General features: G+C 36.6%; 16 protein-coding genes. 7 read left to right on the top strand and 9 right to left on the bottom strand.

Features of this window, described 5'->3' with window-relative positions; translation table 11 throughout:
- Positions 1–86 precede the first annotated feature (86 nt).
- On the top strand, positions 87–854 hold the full coding sequence (locus tag GIY83_RS10170; RefSeq protein ID WP_194614937.1) for a methyltransferase domain-containing protein: 768 nt from the start codon (positions 87–89) through the stop codon (positions 852–854).
- A 620-nt stretch (positions 855–1474) separates the two neighbouring features.
- Here the strand turns inward: GIY83_RS10170 and GIY83_RS10165 are convergent.
- The 3 genes from GIY83_RS10165 to GIY83_RS10155 all read right to left on the bottom strand — a co-directional run bounded on the left by GIY83_RS10165 (position 1475) and on the right by GIY83_RS10155 (position 4790).
- Positions 1475–2329, bottom strand: coding sequence for a fatty acid desaturase (locus tag GIY83_RS10165; RefSeq protein WP_208686764.1), 855 nt, complete (start codon positions 2327–2329; stop codon positions 1475–1477).
- A gap of 538 nt (positions 2330–2867) precedes the next feature.
- Complete coding sequence (locus GIY83_RS10160; protein WP_194614935.1) at positions 2868–3674, bottom strand: AraC family transcriptional regulator; 807 nt, start codon at positions 3672–3674, stop codon at positions 2868–2870.
- A 96-nt stretch (positions 3675–3770) separates the two neighbouring features.
- Positions 3771–4790 carry an SDR family NAD(P)-dependent oxidoreductase gene (locus GIY83_RS10155; RefSeq protein WP_194614934.1) on the bottom strand — a complete coding sequence of 340 codons (1020 nt, stop codon included), beginning with the start codon at positions 4788–4790 and terminating at the stop codon, positions 3771–3773.
- 201 nt (positions 4791–4991) lie between these two features.
- Between GIY83_RS10155 and GIY83_RS10150 the strand changes: the two genes are divergently transcribed.
- Positions 4992–5984: a TonB-dependent siderophore receptor gene (locus tag GIY83_RS10150; protein WP_229029275.1), complete on the top strand. Its 993-nt coding sequence runs from the start codon at positions 4992–4994 to the stop codon at positions 5982–5984.
- Between the two features lie 198 nt (positions 5985–6182).
- On the opposite strand, the gene GIY83_RS10145 is transcribed toward GIY83_RS10150, so the two are convergent.
- A complete protein-coding gene (locus tag GIY83_RS10145) occupies positions 6183–7301 on the bottom strand; it encodes a LytTR family transcriptional regulator DNA-binding domain-containing protein (RefSeq protein WP_194614933.1) in 1119 nt (372 codons plus the stop codon).
- 319 nt (positions 7302–7620) lie between these two features.
- On the opposite strand from GIY83_RS10145, the gene GIY83_RS10140 reads away from it, so the two are divergent.
- The 4 genes from GIY83_RS10140 to GIY83_RS10125 all read left to right on the top strand — a co-directional run bounded on the left by GIY83_RS10140 (position 7621) and on the right by GIY83_RS10125 (position 10599).
- The gene (locus GIY83_RS10140; protein ID WP_208686762.1) at positions 7621–8577 is read left to right on the top strand and encodes a heme-binding domain-containing protein; all 957 of its coding nucleotides are present in this window, start codon (positions 7621–7623) and stop codon (positions 8575–8577) included.
- A 2-nt stretch (positions 8578–8579) separates the two neighbouring features.
- Positions 8580–9059 carry a hypothetical protein gene (locus GIY83_RS10135; RefSeq protein WP_208686760.1) on the top strand — a complete coding sequence of 160 codons (480 nt, stop codon included), beginning with the start codon at positions 8580–8582 and terminating at the stop codon, positions 9057–9059.
- Between the two features lie 391 nt (positions 9060–9450).
- A complete protein-coding gene (locus GIY83_RS10130; protein WP_194614930.1) occupies positions 9451–9819 on the top strand; it encodes an STAS/SEC14 domain-containing protein in 369 nt (122 codons plus the stop codon).
- A gap of 9 nt (positions 9820–9828) precedes the next feature.
- Positions 9829–10599 (top strand): Ku protein, encoded by a 771-nt coding sequence (locus GIY83_RS10125; RefSeq protein ID WP_208686758.1) that lies wholly within the window; start codon positions 9829–9831, stop codon positions 10597–10599.
- Here GIY83_RS10125 and ligD read toward each other — a convergent pair.
- From ligD to GIY83_RS10110, 3 genes are all read right to left on the bottom strand, one after another.
- The gene (gene ligD / locus GIY83_RS10120) at positions 10596–13148 is read right to left on the bottom strand and encodes a DNA ligase D (protein WP_208686756.1); all 2553 of its coding nucleotides are present in this window, start codon (positions 13146–13148) and stop codon (positions 10596–10598) included. The genes GIY83_RS10125 and ligD overlap by 4 nt on opposite strands.
- The gene (locus GIY83_RS10115) at positions 13135–13617 is read right to left on the bottom strand and encodes a hypothetical protein (RefSeq protein ID WP_208686754.1); all 483 of its coding nucleotides are present in this window, start codon (positions 13615–13617) and stop codon (positions 13135–13137) included. Before GIY83_RS10115 ends, ligD begins: the two co-directional genes overlap by 14 nt.
- 74 nt (positions 13618–13691) lie before the next feature.
- On the bottom strand, positions 13692–14180 hold the full coding sequence (locus GIY83_RS10110) for a hypothetical protein (RefSeq protein WP_208686751.1): 489 nt from the start codon (positions 14178–14180) through the stop codon (positions 13692–13694).
- 297 nt (positions 14181–14477) lie between these two features.
- On the opposite strand from GIY83_RS10110, the gene GIY83_RS10105 reads away from it, so the two are divergent.
- Complete coding sequence (locus GIY83_RS10105; protein WP_194614925.1) at positions 14478–14936, top strand: response regulator; 459 nt, start codon at positions 14478–14480, stop codon at positions 14934–14936.
- A 76-nt stretch (positions 14937–15012) separates the two neighbouring features.
- On the opposite strand, the gene GIY83_RS10100 is transcribed toward GIY83_RS10105, so the two are convergent.
- Both GIY83_RS10100 and GIY83_RS10095 read right to left on the bottom strand, forming a co-directional pair.
- The gene (locus GIY83_RS10100; RefSeq protein WP_208686749.1) at positions 15013–15864 is read right to left on the bottom strand and encodes a hypothetical protein; all 852 of its coding nucleotides are present in this window, start codon (positions 15862–15864) and stop codon (positions 15013–15015) included.
- Positions 15865–15913: 49 nt separating this feature from the next.
- A complete protein-coding gene (locus GIY83_RS10095; RefSeq protein ID WP_208686747.1) occupies positions 15914–25204 on the bottom strand; it encodes a T9SS type A sorting domain-containing protein in 9291 nt (3096 codons plus the stop codon).
- Positions 25205–25217: the final 13 nt, after the last annotated feature.

The following is a 25217-nucleotide window of genomic DNA, read 5'->3' as shown; positions in this document are numbered from 1 at the left end:
AATTTTGTATCTTAGTTTTTAGTAACCCAATTTTGCTTTGATCGCGAACTTTTGCTGATCGAATGAAATTTATAAAATAAAATACAATGCCTTGGAATCCGGAAATCTATAATAAATTCAAAAATATTCGTTATCAGCCTTTTTATGATCTGGCCGATTTTATAAAGCCTGTAAACGGCATGAAAGCCATTGATTTAGGTTGTGGCACGGGAGAGCAAACGGCTATTTTGTCTGATAAATTCAAAGAAGCCAGTTTTCTGGGTGTAGATTCGTCGGCAGAAATGCTGGAACAATCGAAAGCTTTAGAAACAAATCGTCTGCATTTTAGAAAAGCAACTACAGAAGAAACATTAGCTTCAGGCGAAAAATGGGATTTAATTTTTAGTAATGCAGCTTTGCAATGGTCAAACGATCACGAAACGTTATTTACAGACTTAATAAAACTCGTGAACCCAAAAGGACAATTTGCAGTACAAATGCCGGTTCAGCCGGAAAATAAACTCAATGTAATTCTTAGTGATTTGGTTGATGAAGAACCTTTTAAATCGTATTTGAAAGGCTACAAAAGAGATTCCCCTGTTTTGAGTATCGACGAATATGCGCAAATTCTGTTTGATGGCGGACTCGAAGAGTTGCAGATTCAGCAAAAAGTATATCCTATCATTGCCAACGATCATGAAACGCTTTATAATTTTATATCGGGCTCGGCTTTGATCCCGTATATAGAGCGTTTGGAAGGGGAGGAGAAAGCGCTTTTTATTAAAACGTATAAAGAGAGAATTGCGGAGTATTTCCCTAAACTTCCAGCGATTTATTCGTTTAAAAGGATTTTGCTTTATGGTATTAAGAGGTAATTAGATGTCTAAATATTTTCACGTAGATTTTAAAAAGATTTGGGCAGATGTTTGCAGATGATTATTTTGAATTAAATCTGCATAATCTGTTGTAATCTGCGAAATCTGGGTGAAAAAAATCTTTTAATCTTTGGCTTTATTTAAACACATAGAAACATAGCTTTTAGGATCGTTTAAAAAGCTTTTTACTTTAAATATTATCGCATAGACCGGTCGTAAAGCTATGTGTGTAAAAATTTTTACGCAGATTTTAAAAAGATTTAGGCAGATGTTTGCAGATGATTATTTTGAATTAAATCTGCATAATCTGTTGTAATCTGCGAAATCTGGGTAAAAAAAAATCTTTTAATCTTTGGCTTTATTTAAACACATAGAGACATAGCTTTTAGGATCGTTTAAAAGGCGTTTCACTTTAAATATTACCGCATAGCTTGAGTTGAATAACTATGTGATAAAGTCTAGATTTTTTTAAGCTACCTCTAATCGGAGCGCAGAATCTATGTTTCTATCTGTTTAAAAATTTTCACCCAGATTTTAAAAAGATCTAAGCTGATGTACGTAGATAATATCTAAAATTTAATCTGCTAAAATCTGAGAAGAATATTTAATCCTTTAAAATCTTATTTAGCCTTGTAAAAAGTAAATGCTTTATCAAAAAAAATGCCCTTTAGGCTTTTTATCGGATTAGAATTTTTCTTTCGTTTCATTAAACCAATTTTTAATGTAAGCCAGGACAAATTTGGATGTTGATGATGAACATCATGATTGCTAATGCCAAAACCCATTGGAAACCAATATGTATTAGTCTTGCGTTCTAAAGAAGTTCCCATATGTTCGCACCAATTTCTTACTACTGAAATAAGATTTAAAAGTAAAAGTGTAAGCAGGATAAAATGAAATGGAGGTTTAATAACAATAAACCACATTACACTAAGAGCAATAGAAAGCATAAAATAGATTTTGTTAATTTGGAGTGCACTTGTGACTTTTTGTATATTTTCTCTTTTATTAAAATCAAATATTAAATAGGAGGTATATAAAATTGGAATTGTTTCCATAAGCATATATAAATACCTGTTTTTATAGTATAAATTTTTTAATAAAGGAGAAGCAAGGGGATCCAGATCTGTGTTTGTATAGCCATGATGGATTAGGTGATACTTTCTGTAATGCTCACCATAGAATGGTATGAAGATTAAAGCAGCACTTATATTTAGAATTAGACGATCGTACTTGGTTTTTGTTATTGCTTTGTGTGAGCCATCATGAACAGTAATGATTAGAAAGGAGTGCGCAAAAAAAGCGGCCGGAATAAATGCCCAATAATAACCTTGCTGAAACAAATGCATACAATAACCAATTCCTAACAATAAAATTGATGCACATAAGATTGTTGCGAATGGTATTAAGTAATTTTTTTTTCTAAGCTTTTTTTTAATAGAAATTTCTTCTATTAGTTGTGTGTTTTTTCTCATAATTAGCAAACTATAGCATAACTGTTCCTGTAATCCTGTCCACTCTTTTAATTTGACAGATAAGAACAATTAAATGCAAACGTAATGTTACTTAGAAAAGAAAATGTCCCCTTTAAGTTTAAAAATAAAAAGAATAAGACATTTTTTTCTAATTAATAGTAATTATGAGATATCGAAAAATTAGATAATTAGATAATGAGTAAATGAGCGATGGCACACGGATGGCACGGATTCACTTACGCCAAAATGCGGATGTGTGCGGATTTTGTTATTGTTTGATTGCTTTAAACATAGCGAACGGTTTAAACCGTTTGATGCAATCCATGACTGCAATATATACACAACACGATGCCGATATTTTATCACAATCTGTATCCCAAGGTTGAAACCTCGGGCTATGCTAGAATAAATCTTTTTCAAAGTTATAAACTTTGAAAAAGATAGGGAAAATCTAAAAATCTAAAAATCTAAAAATCTAAAAATCTAAAAATCTAAAAATCTAAAAATCTAAAAATCTAAAAATCTAAAAATCTAAAATCTAAACCTTCAGCGAGGTCGGTGCATAGCCAAATTGTTTTTTAAAGGCATACGAGAAATGAGATAAATTTTCGAAACCCACTTCGTAATAAACCTCGATTGGTTTTTTCTTGTTTTCGGATAATTGATAATGGGCGAGCTCTAGTCTTTTTTTTGTGAGCCATTTTTGTGGGGTTGTGTTGAAGTATTTTTTGAAATCCCTGTTGAAAGTAGATAAGCTTCGGCCGGTTAAATAGCCTAATTTTTCCATTGGCATATTAAACATGAAGTTGCGCTGCATAAAATCTATTAGATCTATTTTGCCGGGTTCATCAAAGTTGGCGAGGATATTATCGATTCCTTTGTCAATTTCTCTAAGAATACTAATGGCTTCGGTGATTTTTAGAGAGGCTAAATTCTCAGGGAAATCGCCTTCGATATCAAAGTAGGGTATTAATGAAGCCAGACAGCTTTCTAATAACGGATGATTGTTATAACTGATAATTTTTTGTTCAGCAATTCTGTTTGCATCTAAATCGATATTTTTGTAGAATTCCTTCAGGCGTTTGGTCGAAAGATACATTACGACGGTTTTATGTGGCTGACCATTTTTAGGATAGTTGATAATAGTGGCGAGTAAATTTCTGGGAATCAAAAAAATATCCCCTGCCTTGAAAGTAAAAGCAGCGTCGGCCTGAATGATTTTCGTTTCTCCTGATATGAACCAAATCAACATATGATCATCGAAAACCAAATCTGATTTAAAGAACTTATCTTCGTAGCACGAGAGTTTGATATCCTGAGTTAAATATTTTGAGATATGTTCCATTTTGAAATATTATTAATTTTTAACCAGCAGATTTGCTATTTCAATTTATCAAAGATAAGAATCTCTGGTGGCATTTTGTTTTCTACAGTAACGGGATTAATTAATTTCGAATGTGATTCCGGTCATTCTTTCGCTTAAATCCCATAATCTTTTGGCATTATCATGATCTAAAGAATAGGGCTGCACACCGCGAATTGTTGCAGGATCATCAAATCTATGTTCGATATTGCCGAGGTCAAGTTCTGCTATATCCGCATCTTCGCAATACACTCCGCCTATATTATTGAGCATTGGGCTTGTAGCGCACCAGATGGTTGTTGCAGTCCCTTGCGGAATTGTTTTTAGCAAAGCAGCAACCTCAGGTTTCAGGTTGCCATCCTGATCGTGTGTTCCCATTTGTTTGAATAATTCTATGGGTTCTTCTCTCCCTAGATCGGTTCCTAAAACGCTTCCCGGATGTAAAGAATAAGCTCTTACATTGAATTCTTTGGTGCGATTGTCTAATTCTAAAGCAAATAAATTACAAGCCGTTTTAGATTGTCCGTAACCTTGTAACGTGTCATAATCACGATGAAGAAAATTAGGATCATCAAAATTAAAAGGTGCCATTTGATGCCCGTATGAAGATACATTCAGTACTCTCGCTCCGTTTGCTTTTTTAAGGGCAGGAAATAATTGGGCAGTCAATTGAAACTGACCCAAATAATTGGTCACCAATTGCGATTCATGACCGCGATGATCTCTTCGTAATGGCACCCACATAATTCCGGCATTATTAATCAATAGATGCAGAGGTCTGTTTGAAGATAAAAATTTTAAGGCAAAAGCATCAATAGAATCCGGATTCATGAAATCCAACGCTTCTAATTCTACATTGTTGATTCCGTTTAGATTTTTTTCGGCTTTAGCCAAATCTCTTGCGGCAACAATTACGGTGGCTCCGGCGTTCGAAAGTGTTTTGGTTGTTTCTAGACCAATTCCGGTATGTCCGCCCGTTACAATAGCAATTTTTCCGGTAAGATCAATTCCTTTGATGATTTCGTCTGCTGTTGATTTTGCATTAAATCCTGATTGTAAAGGTTTTTGCAATGCTCCCTGATAATTATTTGTTTCCATTTTTAGTAAGTGTTATTTGTTACGGGAGCAAAGTTATAGCGGCATTATTTTTTGAGTTTTGTTTAAAAAGTCAATTTTACTTTGTTTAAAAAGTCATTTGAGACGATCTTCAAACAGGAATAAATTGTATGATTTTGACTTTATGTATCTTCTTTTTACCGGATATATATTTTAAGTAATAAAATTCTTAAAGCCTTGCTATTGTGTGTTTTTAACATTGGTAAACTAAAAAATAGGGTAGTGGCCGGTTTAGATTTTTACAGCCTACGCGCTACACGTAACGATGCTATTGTAAATATGCCTGTTATGGATTATAAAAAACCGGGAGATGCTTACAATAATTTTAATATAAATAAAGTGGCTCCAATGTTTGCTGATCCTAAGATAAAATTCACGAATTATGTATCGACTAACGAAAATGCGTATAGCGCCTACGTTTCGGATGTTTTGAATGTAACAGACAAATTATTAGTAATGGGGGGAATTCGTGTAGATCGATACGAAAATGAAGGAACTTATTACCCAAGTAAAGACTCTATTGCAGGAAATTACAATCAAACGGCATTTTCACCAAAATTTGGAATGGTATATCAAATTATGAAAGACAGGATTTCTGTTTTTGGTAATTATATGAATGGTTTTAGCAACGTTTCGGGTTCTGATTTTAACGGAAACACTTTTAAACCCAATCAGGCGAACCAGTATGAGGGAGGTTTTAAATTTGATTTGAATAAGATATCAGCAACACTTAGCTATTATGATATTCAGGTTACAAACATTACACGCGATGATTCGGATCATATCAATTATTCTATTCAGGACAGAACTCAGGTGAGTAAAGGTTTTGAAGCTGAGTTGATTGCCAATCCAATTTCAGGATTAAATATCGTCGCTGGTTATACGTATAATGATAGTAAATTTGAAAAAAGTAATGCCAACGTCCAGGGATTAAGGCCAACAACAGCGGGGTCTCCAAGAACGGCGAATTTATGGGCGAGTTATAGAATTGTAAACGGTCCCGCGCAAGGGTTAGGTTTTGGTTTTGGAGGTATTTATGGCAGCGAATATTACCAGACCAATACGACGACTTTCAAATTTTCGATTCCGTCCTATACCGTCTTAGATGCTTCACTTTTTTACGATCAGCCTAAATACAGACTGGGTATTAAAGTAGACAATTTAACAAACATTTAAGCTCTTTAGAAAATAAAATTAATCTCGCAATCCCGATGGCTATCGGGAGTTAAGAAGAAAGTTTAAACACAATATTGTTGTTTTTAATGACATTGTATAAACAGTTTATATAAAAGCTCCATAGGAGCGATATATAAATATGTATGGGAGCTTTGGTTTTCTATGAAATATCGGTTCAGCTTTGACTTGAAATATTTCTTATTTATTCAACCATGCTTTAAATTCTGCAGCTTTATTTTTGCTAATGATGATATCGATTGTAGAATTGGGAACAACTTCGATTTTCAACTGATTATTACCGTATTTGAGTATTTTGTCTATTGATTTTATAGCCAGAATAAATTGTCTGTTGGCTCTGAAAAAAGTTGAGTTGTCTAATTCGGTGTAAATTTCTTCGAGACTGTTGTTACTGGTCGAGATTTTTCCGTTTACATCTTTCACGTAAGTGATCGTATTTTCCATGTAGATATAAGCGATTTGTTCTATCTCGAGTGAGACGATTTCGTTTTTAAGATTCGTTAAAATCCTCTTTTTATTCGCAGTAAAACTAGATACTTCCTGAACCTTTAATTGCTCATTCAATTCTAATTTTGATTTGTAACTGGTTAAATCATAATTGAGTTTCGAAAGGCTTAAAACTTCATTTAAAAGGTTTTCATTTTTCTGTTCCAGTTTTCTTTCGTATCGACTTCCAAAAAGGCGAATCATAAAAAAAGAAAGCAAAACAATCAAAGCCCCAGTGCTTATGTACACCAGAATAAAGTAGAATTTTAAATCCTGCACCTGTTTATTGATGCTTTGAAGATTGGCGTGCGAAGCAATAATCCAATCGGTGTTTTTTACCGGATAGAGATAGATAATTTCAGAATCTTTTTTTGGATTATTGTAGTTGCGAATACCGCCGCCTTCGGTTTTGTTTTTTAGATACGAATAAAAATCTTCAGGATTTACTTCGTTATGCGTTGTAGAAATATACGATTCTTCAGGACCCGTCATTCGGCCAATTTTTTCCGGATTAGGATGGCATATTTCTTTTCCTGTTTGATCGAACATGCAAATGAATCCGGTTTGGGTATCGGTTTTTTCAATGCTCTTTTGTACGTTATTAATGATTACCTTTCTATCACTATTTTGTTGTGCTTGTAAAGAAATCAGGTTCGCCATTTCTTTGGCTTCTCTTTTACTGGATTCAATCTGAATTTTTAGAAATTGTTCGGTACTCAGATTGACCAGATAATTCATGCTAAAGTATCCGCAAATGTATACGACAATAAGTAATGATAAAAAAGTGAAAAGATAAAGCTTGTCTTTTTTCATGGGAAAAGTTTGTATTCAAGAGTCAAATTTAATTAATAAATATGGGTTGGGTGTAATTATTTCGATACTAAAAAGAGAATTGGAAATCAATTTCTGTAACTAAGATATCAATATAGAGAAAGCCAAATTCTATTCAATTCTATTTATTCCCTTTTAAGTTCATTTTTTCCCTTTCGCGCATTTTAAGTTGATTTCAGTGGGTTTTCAGTTCTTTATTTGCAGTATGAAATTTCGAAATGATCATTTTTGGTCTGTCTGATTTTGATTTTCAAATTTAAATTGAGTTTAAAGTTTAGCAATTAACCAGAAAAACAACGATATGAAGAAGCAAAAAGTGTATAAAAGAAAAGTCATCGTGATTCCGTTAATAATCTTGTTTTTGATTTTTGCAGGAATACAATTTATTCGTCCCGTAATTACAAATCCACCAGTTACGGGAGATTTAAAAGTACCACATGGAGTACAAACTATTTTAAGAAACTCCTGTTATGATTGTCATTCGAACCAAACCAATTTAAGTTGGTATGATAAAATAGTTCCCGTGTCGTGGTTTGTTGCACAACATATAAAAGAGGGAAGGAGCGGACTCAATTTTTCTGAATGGGATAAGTTATCACCGGCAGATCAAAAGGCAAAACTTTGGGAATCTGTCAATCAGGTTGCTCAGGGAGCGATGCCTTTGCAGAGTTATACATTGGCACATCCTCAGGCTAAACTATCTCAAAAAGATATAAAAGTGCTTCAAAATTATATATGGGGTCTAAGAGTAAATAATAAACCACAGGATACAGCGAAAATAAAGGCTCTGAATGATCAATCTAAAGAACTAAAAAAGGTTGAAAATTCAGTTAAAATACCAAAGACACCAAACGGGATTGCTTATATATCCGATTATAAAAACTGGGCTGTTGTAAGTACGACGCAACGTTTGGATAATGGAACAATGCGAATTATCTACGGAAACGATATTGCCATAAAAGCTATTAAAGAAAAGAAAATTAATCCTTGGCCCGATGGTGCAATTTTAGCGAAAGCAGCTTATGAAGAAATTGAAGATGAGGATGGGAATATTTCTCAGGGCGCTTTTAAGCAGGTAGAATTTATGAGTAAAGATCATAAGAAATACAAGAAAACAAATGGTTGGGGATTTTCGCGCTTTAAAACCACCGAACTGATTCCGTATGGCAAGAGAGCCGATTTTGTAATCGAATGTATGAATTGCCACAAACCTATGGAAAAAAACGATTATGTATTCACACTTCCAATACGTCATTAAATATGAAAACAATACTCTATTTTACAGGAATTCTTTCTTTGTTTTTTCTTTTCTCCTGCTCAGATAAAACAAATGAAAACGCTCTGAATAAAGATGCTTCATTACCGGATGCAATGCTGGACAAGGTTTCAGGTTTGCAGGTCATTAATTCTTCTATCAATAATAAAAAACACACAACATCATTGCTTTATGGAAATCAAATGGCAATTGAAAGAATTAAAACAAACAGTTTCCATCTACAAAAAGGTGAAAAATTAGTATGGATTACATGGTATCAAAAGTCAGATCCTAACTGGATTGGTGCCATTATTCCCGGAGAATTATTGTCTCTTGAAATTCTGGAATCTGTTGTAGAAAAAGAACGTTTAATCTATCAAAAATACGCAGGAAACAAAATGGAACTACAAAAAGATACTCTTGGTAATGCTTATCGAATAAGTCTTTTACTTCAGCAAAAAAAGGCAATTGTGCCTCAATTATAAATCTGCTGAAATCGAAGCGAGACATTTGTAATGCTTTAGAAGCCAGCTAGAAGTGTTAGGTTTTATTGACGATGCTGCAATGGCAAAATGATTTAAAAGGTAAATTAGAAGCTCCGAAGTCATAGATTTTGGAGTTTTTTTTATGAAGTTTTATTGGTAAAACCTGTTAAGTATAATGAATTCTTTCACGCAGATTTTTAAAAGATTTAAGCTATTATTATCTACATTAAAATCTGCGTGAAAAAATCCTTGTAAGTGGTGACTGTCACTTGTGTTATTGGAGTTTTGTAATCTCTACCCATAATCGTGTAAAATTTCTGACTTGATCCTGAATTAATTTTAATCCTCTGTAAAAGAAATTATTACAACAACAATTCAAGCTATAATCATTATGATACATAAAATAGAAACAGCCAAAAATTTAATTGCTTTTAGGGCTTTGGGTCAGGTAACAACAGCTGATTTTAAGAGCGTTGTGCTTCCTGAATTAGAAGGATTATCAAAAGAATCAAATGAAATTAATTTTTTATTTGCGCTAGATACAGATGTTCAGAATTTTACTGAAAATGTCTGGTTCCAGGATGCTGTTTTGGGATTACAACAATTTGAAAACTGGAACAGGGTAGCGATTGTCTCAGACTCTGAAGAAATGAATTTTAATGACGGATTTACTTTTAATAGCACGGGTGAATTACGTGGTTTTAAAAAGCTAGCTTTCAATAAAGCCCTGAAATGGGTCGAAGGAAATTCAATTTTATAAATTAAAGTTATGAGAGCAATTTGGACAGGATCGATTAGTTTTGGGTTAATCAATATTCCCATTAAAATTTTTTCTGCTGTGCAGGAAAGCAGTATTGATATGGATATGCTGGATGAAAAAGATCATGCCAACATCAAATTCAAGAGGGTAAATGAAAATACGGGAAAAGAAGTCGCGTATGCCAATATTGTAAAAGGGTATAAAATAGACGACAAATATATAATTCTTGAAGATGCTGATTTTGAAGCCGCAGATGCTGAGAAAACAAAAACGATCAACATTCAGAGTTTTGCGTTAGAAAAAGAAATTAATAGCATTTACTACGAACAGCCGTATTATCTTGAGCCTGACAAAGGCGCCATGAATGCTTATGCTTTGCTAAGAGATGCGCTTGAAGCATCAGGTAAAGTAGGGGTAACGAGTTTTGTTTTGCGTAACAAGGAAAGCCTGGCCATTTTAAAACCATATAAAAATGTGATTCTTTTAAACCGAATTCGTTTTGAACGGGAAATAAGAGATACATCAGAATTAAAACTGCCCGCAGCGTCTAAGAAAGCCACGAAAGAAATGGATATGGCCGAAAAACTGATCGATCAGCTTACGGAGAAATTCGATATCAGCGCTTATAAAGACGAATATACCGCCAAGCTTATGCAAATTATAAAGAACAAAGCGAAGGGTAAAAAACAAGCTGCACCAAAACTTAAAGTTGTTCACAAACAAAGCGACGATTTGATGGCGATGCTAAAAGCAAGTCTGGAAAAAAAGAAATCCTCTTAATGAGGATTTTTGTTTTCCAGTTTGTGTAATATCTTTTTAATATTAGCACCTTTTCCTAAAACGGGCTGCCATAAATCTCCTTTTTTCTCAAAACGTTTCAGCACATTTTTGATAGTAAATTGGGATGGATGCAGTTTCGAATTTACTTCGCTCCATTCTAATGGGGTCGAAACTGTTGCTCCCGGCTTAGGCCTTACAGAATAAGGCGATGCCAGAGTTTGCCCGCGTCGGTTTTGTAGATAATCAATATAAATTTTATGGTTTCTTTTTTTGATACTTCGTTCTAAAGAGGTTGTTTTGGGTAAACGCGAATGAATTTCGGTAGCCAGTAATTCGCCAAAGATTTTAATAGAATCGTAATCGTATTGCGCGCCTAGCGGAATGTAAACGTGTAATCCGGTAGCGCCTGAAGTTTTGCAATAACAATCGGTTTCGAGTTCATCGAGAACTTCTTTTACGGTTAGAGCCGTTTTTACAACTTCTGCAAAGTCATCTTTTTCAGGATCAATATCAATCACAAGCCAGTCCGGATTTTCGACGTGTTTGATTGTAGAATTCCACGGATTCATTTCGATGCAGCCTAAATTGGCCATATAAAGCAAAGTTGCCCTATCATTACAAATCAGGTAATTGAGATATTCTTCATTCGATTCTGAAAAGATTTTTTTGGTTTTGAGCCAGGACGGAACTTTATCTACGTCGACATCTTTTTGATAAAATCCGGGCGCATTGATTCCGTTAGGAAAACGATTCATAGATTGCGGACGATCTTTAAGATAGGGAAGAATTAAATCGGCTACCTCATTATAATACTGTACAATTTCTCCTTTGGTAATACCATCATCAGGAAAATAAATCTTGTTTTGATTGGTCAAATGCAAAGTAGTTTTTCCTATTTTTAAATCGTAATCGTTTTCTGTTGAGGGAGTTGGTTTCTCTTTCAAGGTATCTTCTTTTACATCTTTTTCGATTGCATTATTTGATTTAATATTAGATGGAACAAAAACTTCCGATGCTTTTTTATCTATTCTTAAACCCAGATATACAGGATGTCTTAAATGCTTGTCATTTGTCCATTCTGAGAATTTAACCTGACAGACCAGCTTTGGTTTCACCCATTGAATTTCATCCCTTAGTGCAATTTTTTCGCTAAGCGGAGATTCATTCACAAAATGCGGCTGCAGTTTTGTATACAACTCTTTTAGGGTCGAATCTGTAAAACCGGTTCCGCACTTTCCTATAAACTGAAGCCTTTTGCCGTAATATTGCCCCAGTAAAATGGCTCCAAAATATTTTCTGGATTTTTTGGGTTCGGTAATTCCAATAATAATGGCTTCTTCTTCATTCGAAATTTTAATTTTAAGCCAGTAGCTGCTTCTTTTATTGGGGATATAAGTACTATCGGCTTTTTTGGCAACAATACCTTCGCCTTTATTTTTTATCGAAAGATCGAATTGTTTCAACCCTTTCTCTACGGTATGTTCTGAGTAATAAATATTTTTAAAATCATATTTATTGAATAAAATTTTAAGCAGTTCCTTTCTTTCGAGCAGTGATAAATCAGTGATGAGGTTTCCATCTAAATTAAGAAGATCAAAAACATAATATTTCAAAGTTCCAAAACCTGTTTTCAGATAGTTTTGAAGTAGCTGAAAATTGGCTTTTCCGTTTTCGTCTTCCACAACAATTTCACCGTCTAAAACTGCAATATGATCTATTTTTTGTAATTCATCTGCTATAGGTTTAAAATTGGCATTAAAAGATAATTCATTTCGGCTAAATAATTGTATATCAGCAGGATTAATTACAGAAATCGCCCTGTAGCCATCGTATTTGTTTTCGAATACCCAATTACTGTCATCAAACGCTTTTTCTTTGGTATTGGCTAACATGGGTTTGATAAAAACGGCAGGCGTTTCAGTTGAGGAATGATTTTTTCTTGAAGCTTTTTTTTCATTTGCTTTCTCATCCATTTTTTTGGATTTTTTTTCTAATTCTTCCAGAGTCCTTTCAGATATAACCGATTTATTTTTATTTAAGATATCACTTTCTGTAGCATGAGGATCGTGTTTTTTTATGAGTAACCAGGCATTTTCCTGTTTGCCTTTTAGTTTGATTAATGAGAATTCTCCTTTTAGTTTTTTTCCTTTTAAAACAAAACTTAAATGACCTTTTTTAAGATCTGCCAATAAGGTTTTTTCAGGGTTTGGCGTTGGTTCATCTGGCGTATAAGTACCATTATCCCAAACAATAACATTTCCGGCACCGTAATTTCCTGCGGGAATTGTGCCTTCAAAATCTTTATAACTGTACGGATGATCTTCGACCATCATTGCCAAACGTTTATCATCAGGATTCATAGACGGACCTTTAGGAATCGCCCAGCTTTTCAGCACACCATCCATTTCTAATCTAAAGTCGTAATGCAAATGCGAAGCGGCATGTTTTTGTACCACAAAAATCAATTGGCTTGCCGATTTTTCGACTTTACCTTTTGGTTCCTGAGTTTGTTTAAAATCTCTTTTTTGATTGTATTTAGACAGTGACATGAGCGTTTGTTAAGATTAAAACAGTTAATGAAAGAGTATAAATACCTGTTGCAACAAGACCGAAAATGATATGGGCGAGAAGCAACTGAAAATAATAGCCTTTAAAATCGATTTTAGGTTGATGATCACTCATTTTAAACATAATCATCCAGCCAATAATGCCAATGATTCCGCTAACAAAACCCAGTAAAAAGGCCGTTAGAAAAGAAATAGGTAAAATGTCGTTTACCCATAAAAAATAATAGGCCAGGACAAAAAGAAAACCTATAAAATAATGCAATAACCAGGCTAATGTTTCTTTTACCTTATTGGATAATTCGAGTTTGAGTTTGCTTAACATAAAAGTTAATAAAACGGGTTCTTTGTACAATTCCCGAAAACTTGCTGATACAATATAACTGAATAAAGTCATGGCCGTTGTGGCTGCGATTGTAACAATTACTAATTGAAAAAAAGTATAGATATCCATGATAAGCTGATTTGATTTATGAGAAATAAAATAAACCATTCACGAGAGAATGGTTTATCTGAGTAAAGCTTTTATTAAAACTCTCTGGGTTTGTTTACGGGATCTTTTTCTTCAAGATCCTGATCGATATCGTATTCCTGATCGAGTTCGTCCTGTTTTAATTTTTCGGTAGTGAAACTGTCCGGCTCACGATCATTTTCGTCATAATCTTCTATAAGATCATCATCTAAATCACTTTCGTCAAGCTCTTCGTCGAGATCATCTTCTTCAAAATAATCGTCGTCTTCATTTTCTCTGTCCAGTGCATCTTCGAAATTATCATCTAAATCATCCGGATCTTCCTCTTCATTTAAAATTTGATCGTCATGATAATCTCCTTCTTCATCCATTCGTTTCTGATATTCATCAACATAACTTTCGTTGCTATTGTAACTTGAAGCATAGATATCATTTTGTGTGGTATCAGATTCTAAGCGAGTCTCATCTTGCTGTGGCTGCAAAATGCGATCGTCCTTGATGTAACTTCCATGAGTTTGTCTTGTTTTATGGTTTGAAGTATTCATAGCTATTTGATATTAAATTATTAGATAATCAAAATGTATTTTCCTGATTCTAAATGTGTAACTCAAAATTAGTTATGAAGTAGTGGTATTTACTTATAAAATTTGAAACAGTAATTATATAATTAACAGCATTTTAGCTTTTAGCAAAAGAAATCCTTAACCATATTGCGGTAAATGAAAATTATATAAGGAGAAATGAAGATTTTGTAAGTAATTTTCGCTCAATTTTTAAAATATTTGAATAGAATAAACTGCATGAAGTAGCGCACGTGCAAACCAGAATTTAAACTTATTGTTATGAATAAAAAAGGACCTATAGTTGTAATAGAAAATAAACAGGAAGACCGTAAATTATTTATTGAGGTTTTTAGTGAACTCAACTACGCGAACCCAATTCTATATTTTAATACTGCCGAAACGGCTTGTAATTATATGCTTCGCCATCAGATTAAACCTTTTTTGGTGTTTTCTGATATTGTACTATTGAATGTTATGAATTATAAAGTAATGGAAACGAATCCGGATAATAATGGAGTAGGGACGATATTCAATTGTCCGTACTTGTTTTTTACCACATTATTTGAGCAGAGTTTTGTAATCGATCCTTATTCTTTGCCTACTCATAGTTATTTTGTGAAGCCTTTTGACTATGATAAATTCAAGCAGGTTATCAAGACGATTATAGAATATTGGCATGAACCAAAATCTATTGCCCAGTATAATAAGATCGAGATTAAAGCAGTTAAAATTGAATAAAAAAAATCCATTCGCCGCAACGAATGGATTTTTTTTATTACTACTGATGAGCTTATCTCACTGATCAAATTTTGATTTATCGAATAGCATATCTTAGTTTAAGCCCATAAGAAACCAATCTGATATCATTTGAAATAGAAGTATCAAGTACGCTGTTGTATTGCAGCTGCACAGGTAATTCCGGATGGTATTGTACCAGATTTTTGCTTCCTTTATTATCATAGATATTATTTAATCCGTAGTCTAAATAAAGTCCGATGTAGATAGCGCTGTGATCCCCAATTTTTTGTTTCAAACCAGTTTCGAATGTAGCAGAATAAGACACCTTTGTATCCAGATCCTGTTTACTTGTTTTTAAGTTGTTTACATTCTTAAACCCGGCAAATGCCGGGCTGAACAGCTCTACATTATATTGCGGATAATAGCCGCTTGTAGTAAGGTTCTGGAAAGTACTTTCGTAACTTCCGGTGGTAGCAAAACCTATTTTAGCTCCTGCTGCAAGATATAATTTTGTAGCGCCGGGAGTTTCAAACTGAATATTAATTGGAATATTAACGTATCCTAATTTTTGTTGCTCTCTTAAATTTGTTGCTTTGTATCGAAATTGAAAAGCTTCATTTTCAGCATCAACAGCGTTATATTGTCCGCCATAAAATCCATATTTCACATCAGAACTGTAAGTTTGATATTCGGCACCAATACCAATACTTAAACCTTCATTTAAGTAATAAGAATATCGAATTCCTGCATTTATTCCGTTTCCGGGTACTAGCTCTCCGCCATTATTAGATTTTAGAAATGAAAACGGTCCTCCCACAGCTATTGATAATTCCTGCTTTCTATCCTGACCGTAACTGTTTAGGCAAGATCCTAAAACTACTGTAACGATGGATATTGATGTTATATAGTTTCGTATATATTTTTTCATCTTATTTTTTTTTAATGCCAGTGCTATTCGAAAATAGCACTGACAGGTTTTATTTATTTACAATTACTTTTAGCGTTTTCTTGATATTGGCAGTTTCAATAACTACAACATACATATTACTCTCAGCATCAGGTAACTGAACTTCAGTTCTTACCGTAGATGATTTCAATGTTTTTATCAATTGACCCGAAACAGAATACAGGCTAATTTGCATGTTTTCTAATTCTTCTGCAGGGAAATCTGCTTCGACCGTAATCACTTGTCCTGTTTGAATTGGGTTAGGATAAAGTCTGGCCACCAACGATTTTTGAGTCGTAATTTTGGCACTACAAGTCTGAAGTGTTTTTCCGTCTTTGGTGGTCATTTTTACACTATAGTCGGCAGAAGTATCTAATGAATTCGCTAAATCATCTCCCGCTGAATAATATTGACCTGTTCCTACCAATTGCCCATTTTTAAACCATTGGTACGAAACAAATTCATAACCTCCATTGGTTTGAGGATTGTTATTGATTAGCAATACATTGTTGAATTTTTGATGAACAATATCATAGAAACCAAATGGCTTTTCTATAGTTAAAGCATACATAGCCGTTGCTGTTCCGTCTTGTGAAGTAACAGTAACATTTTGCGTATAAATTCCCGGTTTAGGAGTTGTAATAGTAAAATTGGCAGAAGGTGTGAATGTTGCTCCGGTTTCATTTGAGAAGGCAACATTTGGATTGTTTTCACCACATTCCATCAAATATTTAATTTCCTTAGCGGGATTTTGGTATACTTTACTTCCAAGCGTAATTTTTGGAATCGTTATATCATTGTTTTTAATAACAAGAACTTGTTCCACATTCGCAGCAGGTAAATAGTTTTCATTACCATCCTGATGTGCTACAATTACTAAATCGCCAGATCTTAACAAATTAACTAACCCAATTGCCGAAACATTTGCAGGTGGCAGGGCAGAAGTATATGTAAAAGAGTAACGAATTGGCAAACCTGAACTAGAAGTTGCTTCTAAGTTGAAGTTATTATTTGCTCCAAGAATTTTTGCAGGAATTGCATCAAAAGTAATTTGTTGAGGCGCTTTATTGATAGTAAGTTGCGCAGTAAGTGTAATTGGTAAACAATTTGGCGTACTTGCTGAAGGTGAAACTATTGCAGTAACAGTATAAATACCAGCATTTATTGCACCATTTTGTGTACTTGCCGTTGGTGTAATAGTATACGCTACAGAAGCTCCGGCAGGAAGATTTTCAACTTGCAGGCTATGAAGATTTCCATCAAAAGTATATTCAGCATTGCTAAAAGTTACCTGATCTAAAGATGAAGCTGTTACATTAATCGTTTGATTTTGAGATGAAGTATTTCCATGTCCGTCATCATAAGTCCATGTGATGGTATAAGTTCCCACAGCTGTGTAGCTTAAAGGACTAGTTGTGGTAGCATTTATAATTCCTGCACAGTTGTCAGTTGCTGTTGGAACAGGAATTTGAGCCGCTGTAATTGAACAGCTAGCAGTGATAGTTGGCAATGTTGCTAAATTAGGCACTGGCGCTGTTACATCAGGAATTGTTATTATGCTTAGTGATTTTGTCACTGAACATCCGTTTGCATCGGTAATTGTTACAGTGTAATTTCCTGCGATAAGACCAGTTGCAGTTGCAGCGTTTCCACCTGATGGAGACCATGCATAAGTATATGTACCAGTTCCTCCGGTTGCAGTTACACTTGCAGATCCATCAGTTGCTCCCATACAAGTTACATCTGTTTGTGTAGTTGTTGCAGTTAAGGCAGATGGCTCACTGATTGTAACGTTTTGTGTTGCACTACATCCATTAACATCAGTTACTGTTACGGTGTAAATTCCAATATTAAGTCCTGTTGCCGTTGCTGCGTTTCCACCTGATGGAGCCCATACATAAGTATATGCGCCAGTTCCTCCAGTTGCAGTTACCGTTGCAGATCCATTACTTGCACCATTACAAGTAACATCTGTTTTGGTTGTAATAGAAGCAACGATTAAGCTTGGTTCAGTTACAGTAACGCTTTGAGTTGTAGTACAGCTATTAGCATCAGTAACAGTTACTGTATAAGTTCCCGCAGTAAGTCCTGTTGCCGTTGCAGCAGTTCCTCCAGAAGGTGACCATGAATATGTATAGGTACCAGATCCTCCAGTTGCGGTTACGGTTGCAGCTCCTGTAGTTCCACCGTTACAACTCACATTTGTTGGAGCTATTGTAGCACTAAGAGCATTAGGCTCAGTTATCGTAACACTTTGAGTTGTAGTACAGCTATTAGCATCAGTAACGGTTACGGTATAAGTTCCGCCACTAAGTCCTGTTGCAGTTGCAGCATTTCCTCCTGATGGAGACCATAGATAAGTATAGGTTCCGGTTCCTCCAGTTGCTGTTACAGTTGCAGATCCATTTGCCTGACCATTACAAGTAACATCAGTTTGACCAGTAATAGAAGCAGTTAAAACAGCAGGTTGTGTAATTATAAAACTTTGATTTGCAGTACAATTGTTTGTATCTGTTACGGTTACTGTGTAAACACCTGGGCTAAGTCCTGTTGCTGTATCAGCCGTTCCACCTGATGGAGACCAAGCGTAGGTATAAGTTCCGGTTCCGCCAGTTGCTATTACGTTTGCAGATCCATTGTTAAGACCGTTGCAGGTAACATCACTTTGACCTCCCACAGAAGCAATTAAAGCAGCTGGTTGAGTTATAGTAACACTTTGAGTTGTAGTACAGCTATTAGCATCTGTAACCGTTACGACATAAGTTCCCGCAGTAAGTTGTGTTGCCGTTGCAGCAGTTCCTCCAGAAGGTGCCCAAGCGTAAGTATAAGTTCCAGTTCCTCCAGTTGCAGTTACTGTTGCAGCTCCTGTAGTTCCTCCGTTACAGCTCACGTTTGTTGGGGCTATTGTAGCAGTAAGAGCATTAGGCTCAGTTATAGTAACACTTTGAGTTGTTGCACAATTATTAACATCAGTAATGGTTACGGTGTAAGTTCCGCCACTAAGTCCTGTTGCAGTATCAGCCGTTCCACCTGATGGAGACCATGCATAAGTATATAAACCTGTTCCGCCAGTTGCTGTTACCGTTGCGGATCCATTTGCCTGACCATTACAAGTAACATCAGTTTGACCTGTAATGGTAGCAGTTAAAACAGCTGGTTCTGTAATTGTGAAAGATTGAGTTGCAGTACAATTGTTTGCATCTGTTACGATTACTGTGTAAACACCCGGGCTAAGTCCTGTTGCAGTATCAGCCGTTCCACCTGATGGTGACCAAGCGTAGGTATAAGTTCCGGTTCCGCCAGTTGCTATTACGGTTGCAGATCCATTGTTAAGACCGTTGCAGGTAACATTATTTTGACCTCCCACAGAAGCTACTAAAGCAGCTGGTTCTGTTAGAGTAACGCTTTGAGTTGTAGTACAGCTATTGGCATCTGTAACCGTTACGATATAAGTTCCCGCAGTAAGTTCTGTTGCCGTTGCTGCAGTTCCTCCAGAAGGTGACCATGCATAAGTATATGCACCAGTTCCTCCAGTTGCAGTTACGGTTGCAGCTCCTGTAGTTCCTCCGTTACAGCTCACGTTTGTTGGAACTATTGTAGCGGTAAGAGCATTAGGTTCAGTTATCGTAACACTTTGAGTTGTTGTACAGCTCTTAGCATCAGTAACAGTTACGGTATAAGTTCCGGCACTAAGTCCTGTTGCTGTATCAGCAGTTCCACCTGATGGAGACCATGAATAAGTATAAGCTCCAGTTCCGCCAATTGCTGTTACAGTCGCAGATCCTGTAGTTCCTCCATTGCATAAAATATAAGTTTGACCAGTAATAGAAGAAGTTAAAACAGCTGGTTCTATAATTGTAAAACTTTGATTTACAGTACAACTGTTTGCATCTGTTACTGTTACAGTATAAGTTCCCGGGCTAAGTCCAGTTGCTGTATCAGCAGTTCCACCTGATGGAGACCAAGCGTAGGTATAAGTTCCAGTTCCGCCAGTTACATTTACTGTTGCAGATCCATTGTTAAGACCGTTGCAGGTAATATCACTTTGACTTCCCACAGAAGCGACTAAAACAGCTGGTTCAGTTAGAGTAACACTTTGAGTTGTAGTACAGCTATTAGCATCAGTAATTGTTACAGTATAAGTTCCTGCGCTAAGTCCTGTTGCTGTATCGGCAGTACCTCCGGTAGGTGCCCATGCATAAGTATATGCACCAGTTCCTCCAGAAACTGTTACAGTTGCAGATCCATTAGTTCCTCCGTTACAGCTCACATTTGTTGGAGCAATTGTAGCAGTAAGAGCATTAGGTTCTGTAATTGTAAACGATTGTGTGGTTTGACATAAGTTACCATCCGTAATTGTTACCATATAAGTTCCGGCAGTAAGTCCTGTTGCAGTTGCAGCATTTCCACCTGATGGAGACCATGCATAAGTATATGCACCAGTTCCTCCTGTTACGCTTACAGATGCTTGTCCTGTAGTTCCACCATTACATAACAGATCGATTTGTGATGGAGTAACTGTTAAAGCAGAAGGCTCAGTAATTGTAAAGTTTTTTACAATAGAACAACCATTTGCAGAAGTTATTGTTACTGAATAGTTACCAGCTGTAAGGTTGCTTGCAGTATCGCTATTTCCGCCAGAGGGTGCCCAAACATAACTAAATGGACCCGGTGCTCCTGATGGAACTACCGAAGCTGAACCTGTATTTGCACCATTACATAAAACATCAGTTTGAGATGTAGTAGCAACAAGTGTGTTAGTTGTACCAATAACTGTATTTTGGGTAGTGGTACATCCGTTTCCATCAGTAACAATGACTGTATAATTTCCTGCGCTAAGACCTGTTGCAGTTGCTGCGTTTCCACCTGATGGAGACCATGAATAAGAATATGGGAGCGTACCGCCATTAACACTTACAGTTGATTGACCGCCTATTAAGCAAGTTGCATCTATTTTTGTTATTGATGAAGTAAGAGTTGGAGGTTCGGAAATTGCGAAAAATTGTGTAAAAGTACACCCGTTTGCATCAGTAATCATACAAGCATAGTTTCCAACGCTAAGCCCTGTTGCAGTTGCATCAGTTCCGCCAGCCGGTGACCACGCATAAGTATAAGGTAAAGTTCCTCCGCTAGTTGTTACAGTTGCTGTTGCGGTAGCTCCACCATTACATAAAACATCAGTTTGTGATGGGATAACGGTTAAAGATGCAGGCTGATCTATGGTAACGCTTTGAGTTATAAAACAACTATTTGCATCAGTAACAGTTACGGTATAAGTTCCCTGAGGAAGCCCCGATGCTGTTGCGGCATTTCCACCTGTTGGTGCCCATGAATAGGTATATGCACCAGTTCCTCCAGAAGCTGTTACGGTAGCTGATCCATTAGTTCCTCCATTACAGGAAACGTCTACTTTTGCAATCGTACTGGATAATGCAGAAGGACCACTAACAGTGACAGGTTGAATCAATATACATCCTTTTGAATCAGTAATTGTACAGGTATAATTTCCGGCAGTAAGCCCTGTTGCTGTATCGGCAGTACCTCCAGAAGGTGCCCATGAATAAGTATAATTAGGAGTTCCTCCAGATACCGTTACGCTTGCAGTACCATTTGATCCGTTATAACAACTAACTCCTGTTGAAGATGTACTTGCTGAAAGTGCTGCTCCAGGCTGGCTGATGTTAAAGTTTTGAGATGTCATACACCCATTATCATCGAAAATGGTTACAGTATAATTTCCAGCGGATAAGCCTGACGCTGTAGCTCCTGTACCACCAGAAGGTGCCCAAGAGTAAGAGTAAGAACCGGTCCCGCCGGTTACATTTACGGTAGCTGATCCGGTAGTTTGTCCATAACAATTTACATTAACAGTTGTTCCTTGAGAGGCAGTTAATGGAGTTAAAGGTTCTGTTATTGTAATTGATTTTGTAGTTGAGCAGCTGTTAGCGTCTGTGATTGTTACTGTATAAGTACCAGCAGTTAAGCCAGTAGCAGTAGCAGCTGTTCCTCCTGACGGAGCCCATGAATAAGTATAAGTGCCTGTTCCTGTTCCTCCGGTTGCATTTAGAGTTGCAGATCCAGTTGCAGATCCGTTACATAATATATCAACTTGCGAAGATGTTACAGCTAAGGCTGCAGGTTCAGTAATAGTAAAAGGTAAAGTTTTTTGACATGAATTAGCATCTGTTACGGTTACTGTATAAGTTCCAGCTGCAAGTCCTGATGCTGTAGCGGCAGAACCTCCTGTTGGAGCCCATGAATAAGTGTAACTGCCTATGCCTGTTCCTCCCGTAACATTTACCGTAGCAGTTCCGTTAGAACCTCCGTTACAGCTTACATTGTTTATTGCTCCTTGAGACGCCACTAATACAGGTGGTTCAGTTATTGTGAAATTTTGTATTTTTTCGCATTGGTTAGCATCTTTAATCGTTACACTATAAGTTCCTGCTGTAAGGCCGCTTATAGAAGAAGTAATCGCATTGTTAGACCATAGAAAGGTATAAGGAGCTGTTCCTCCGGTTGGGCTAACAGTTGCAATACCAGTTGCAACACCATTACAGGCAATATTAGTTTGTGATGCGCCTGCAATAATAATAGGTATTGTTAATGTTCTTGCTGAAGATGTAGCTGCAGGTGTACATAAGCCTGTCGTTACAACCCGGTATACATATCCATCCATATCGGCAGTAACACCTGTTATGGTAAGTGTTGCTGTAGTTGCTCCGGAATAAGGAGCAATATTTGGAATATTAAAGAAACCAGCACCTTGATTTACCTGCCATTGATATCCGGTAGCATTGGAAGCAGCAACGGTAAAAGTAGCATTTGTACCTAAACAGGTAATACTATTACTAGGTTGTGTGGTAATGGCGGGTGCAGAATTTATGGTAAGAGCTGCAGTGTTTGAAACGGCATCAGGTGTACATGCCCCTGTAGCGACAACTCTGTAAACATAACCATTTAATCCAACAGTTGCTCCTGTTATAGTAAGTGTTGCAGTAGTTGCTCCAGAGTAAGGAGCCCCATTTGCAATATTAGAAAAACCAGCACCCTGATCTACTTGCCATTGATATCCGGTAGCACCAGAAGCTGTAACAGAAAAGGTAGCATTCGCTCCTACACAGATTGTACTGGCAGAAGGTTGTGTTGTAATACCCGGTGCAGAATTAATAGTAAGTGCGGCAGCGTTTGAAACTGCATTTGGTATACATGTACCTGTAGCGACAGCTCTGTAAACATATCCATTAAGTCCAGTAGTGGCTCCTGTTATAGTAAGTGTAGCTGTAGTGGCTCCTGAATAAGGTGCTCCATTTGAAATATTAGAAAAACCAGCACCCTGATCTACCTGCCATTGATAGCCAGTGGCATTAGTAGCAGTTACAGAAAAAGTTGTATTGGCTCCTGCACATATGGTAGAAGCTGAAGGTTGTGCTGCTATAGAGGGAAGAGGATTAACTGTAATGACTACGGTAATCGGTGTACCAGAACAACTATTAAGACTAGGTGTTACGGTATAAGTAACAATACCATTGCCAGTAAGAGTCTGATTGATAGAAGTCCCCGAACTAGCAGAAGCACCAGTAACTGTACCACTTGTTGTAACAACTGTCCAGGAGAATGTAGCACCACCTGGTGCTGATGTTAAAGCAATATTTGGAGAAGTTCCGCTACAAATTGATGCAGAAGCAGGTATTGCTGTAGCTACTGGTAGCGAAGTTACATTTAATTGCGCCAAACCATTCGATGCAATTGTATTGGAGCATGAACTTGTAAGTACAACTCGGTAAGAATAACCATTCATTCCAGAAGTAATAGAACTTATGCTAAGGTTTGCAGTATTAGATCCGGAGTAATTAGGACTAGCACCTCCATTGGTAATATTAGCATATCCGGAGCCATTGTCTACCTGCCATTGATAAGTTGCAGTATTTGTTGCAGCAACTGTAAATGAAGCAGTTGATCCTGTACAAGCTGAATAAGAAGCAGGTTGGGTCGTTATTGATGGCGATGAAGCTGCTAACGTAGGCTCTGTTATTGTTACAGTATATGGTGTAGGACATCCAATATTATCTGTAGCCGTAACTGTATAAGTTCCTGCAGTAAGATTTGTTGCGGTTGCTGCTGTACCCGCCGAAGAGGACCATAAATACGTATAGGGTGGAAAACTTCCTGAAGCTGATACAGTGGCTGAACCATTGTTTCCGCCATTACAGGTAACATTGCTTTGTGCAGTTGTAATAACAGTTGTACTAGGGACAGTTAATGTTGCCGGATTAGAGGTGGCTGTGCCAGTTCCGCTTGCAATACATCTATAGGTGTAACCGCTCATCGCTGCCGTTACTCCTGTTATGGTTAAAGTTGCTGAAGTTACGCCAGAATAAGGTGCTGTATTAGAAAGGTTTGCAAAACCACTTCCTGTATTTTCCTGCCATTGATAACCACTGGCATTCGTTGCGGTAATTGGAAAAGTAGTGGTACCGCCAATACAAAGCGTTCTGTTAGGCGGATTACCAGTAATTGCTGGTGGTGTTCCTAAAAAAGGAGCAGCTGATGGCATGGCAAGTGAAATAGCAGAAAGTGTCCAGTTTGACGGATTCATGACTGCGGTTCTAATTTGTGCTATAGTAGTAATAGGATCAGTACTGCTTAGATTAAACTTTGCAGCGCTAGGAGTAGAACCTCCTGTATAAAATGCACTTGTACCTGCAATTAGAGCCGGAGGCCTGATAGAGCCATTTGTTCCGTTGGCACAGGCATCAGGATCCCAGGTTGCCTGAGAGGTTCCCGGTGCAGTAGCACAACGAAAATAATGTAATCCACTAATAAGGGTAACTCCGCTTCCAGTAACAGAGCCTGCACCGCCTTGAAAAGCGATAACCTGATCTCCCGTAAAAGATAAATTTAGTCCATTTGTCATAGTTCCTTCGGTAATAACTACGGTACCATTTGTTGTTGTAGCACCAGTAGCCACGTTATAAGTCGAAGCAGTCATACCTTTTATCATGACCTCTGTTCCTGCCGCAATAGCAGTTCCACTAGTCCATGAAATGGATCCTTCGGTACCACTTACAACTTGCCAGGTTAAGGTTTCAAAATAGCCTCTGTCTGTAAAATTAATTACAGTACCTGCAGGTATAGGGGTAAGAAGTACAAACGAAAATACATCACCACCATCGGTTTGTGAGAAATTTGAATCGTAGCCGGTAAAAATAAGGTCACCGTTTGCCAGAGTCTGAGAATTCACAATGTAGCTTTGTAAAAATATCCCCAAAAACAAGGCGATATTTAAAAATTTTTTGATTTGAGAGTAAAAATGTTCCATAATTAAGATAGTT

The organism is Flavobacterium sp. SLB02, from assembly GCF_009664855.1.
Lineage (GTDB): Bacteria > Bacteroidota > Bacteroidia > Flavobacteriales > Flavobacteriaceae > Flavobacterium.
This window is presented reverse-complemented; position numbering and strand designations above follow the sequence as displayed.

Bases quoted from the DNA above. Each gene is read 5' to 3' on its own strand.
- GIY83_RS10140 (WP_208686762.1), top strand. From the start codon at position 7,621: ATGAAGAAGCAAAAAGTGTATAAAAGAAAAGTCATCGTGATTCCGTTA.
- GIY83_RS10125 (WP_208686758.1), top strand. From the start codon at position 9,829: ATGAGAGCAATTTGGACAGGATCGATTAGTTTTGGGTTAATCAATATT.
- GIY83_RS10105 (WP_194614925.1), top strand. From the start codon at position 14,478: ATGAATAAAAAAGGACCTATAGTTGTAATAGAAAATAAACAGGAAGAC.
- GIY83_RS10135 (WP_208686760.1), top strand. From the start codon at position 8,580: ATGAAAACAATACTCTATTTTACAGGAATTCTTTCTTTGTTTTTTCTT.
- GIY83_RS10165 (WP_208686764.1), bottom strand. From the start codon at position 2,329: ATGAGAAAAAACACACAACTAATAGAAGAAATTTCTATTAAAAAAAAG.
- GIY83_RS10130 (WP_194614930.1), top strand. From the start codon at position 9,451: ATGATACATAAAATAGAAACAGCCAAAAATTTAATTGCTTTTAGGGCT.
- GIY83_RS10095 (WP_208686747.1), bottom strand. From the start codon at position 25,204: ATGGAACATTTTTACTCTCAAATCAAAAAATTTTTAAATATCGCCTTG.
- GIY83_RS10110 (WP_208686751.1), bottom strand. From the start codon at position 14,180: ATGAATACTTCAAACCATAAAACAAGACAAACTCATGGAAGTTACATC.
- GIY83_RS10160 (WP_194614935.1), bottom strand. From the start codon at position 3,674: ATGGAACATATCTCAAAATATTTAACTCAGGATATCAAACTCTCGTGC.
- GIY83_RS10155 (WP_194614934.1), bottom strand. From the start codon at position 4,790: ATGGAAACAAATAATTATCAGGGAGCATTGCAAAAACCTTTACAATCA.
- GIY83_RS10145 (WP_194614933.1), bottom strand. From the start codon at position 7,301: ATGAAAAAAGACAAGCTTTATCTTTTCACTTTTTTATCATTACTTATT.
- GIY83_RS10100 (WP_208686749.1), bottom strand. From the start codon at position 15,864: ATGAAAAAATATATACGAAACTATATAACATCAATATCCATCGTTACA.
- GIY83_RS10170 (WP_194614937.1), top strand. From the start codon at position 87: ATGCCTTGGAATCCGGAAATCTATAATAAATTCAAAAATATTCGTTAT.
- ligD (WP_208686756.1), bottom strand. From the start codon at position 13,148: ATGTCACTGTCTAAATACAATCAAAAAAGAGATTTTAAACAAACTCAG.
- GIY83_RS10115 (WP_208686754.1), bottom strand. From the start codon at position 13,617: ATGGATATCTATACTTTTTTTCAATTAGTAATTGTTACAATCGCAGCC.